General features: G+C 41.2%; 1 protein-coding gene. It reads left to right on the top strand.

Annotated elements, in window-relative coordinates; genetic code table 11:
* Window positions 1-112: 112 nt before the first annotated feature.
* The coding region (locus BCT81_RS04355; RefSeq protein WP_133152540.1) for an isocitrate lyase/phosphoenolpyruvate mutase family protein at window positions 113-599 on the top strand (487 nt) is incomplete at its 3' end.

Raw genomic sequence — 599 nt, forward strand, 5'->3', positions numbered from 1 at the left:
CATAAAGAGTCTGGGGTATAAATTTACTATTCACTTCCGAAACTGGCGAGTTCTTTATTATGCCTGTTGCTAGCCTATGTCTGAAACCAAAACACTTTAAGGAGTATCAGACATGTTTAAGACAATGCATACCGAATCAAAACCACTCGTTATTTGTAATGTTTGGGATGTAGCAAGCGCCTTAATTGCAGAGCAAACCGGCTTTTTAGCGATTGGGACATCGAGTGCAGCGATTGCACGCAGTCACGGGCTTGATGATGGTGAAAATATCGAATTTGAAGAGATACTATCGGCGGTAAAAGCTATTGCACAGGCAACAGATCTACCTCTGAGCGTGGATATTGAATCAGGTTACGGAGATACGCCGCAGGCAATCTATGAAAATATTGCTGAGTTGGTGAATGTTGGCGTGGTCGGAATCAATATAGAAGATAGCGTAGTCGTTAATCGTGAGAGGCGACTTTGTGATTTGATGATGTTCTCGCAAACGTTGAGAAAAGTTAAAAGTATGCTCAACAAAGCCAACCTAGAAGTGTTCATTAATGTCCGGATTGATACATTTTTAATGAATGTAAAAGAGCCTCTAGAGGAGAGCATCA

Source organism: Vibrio sp. 10N.261.52.A1 (genome assembly GCF_002876325.1).
In the GTDB taxonomy this organism is placed as follows: Bacteria; Pseudomonadota; Gammaproteobacteria; order Enterobacterales; family Vibrionaceae; genus Vibrio; species Vibrio chagasii.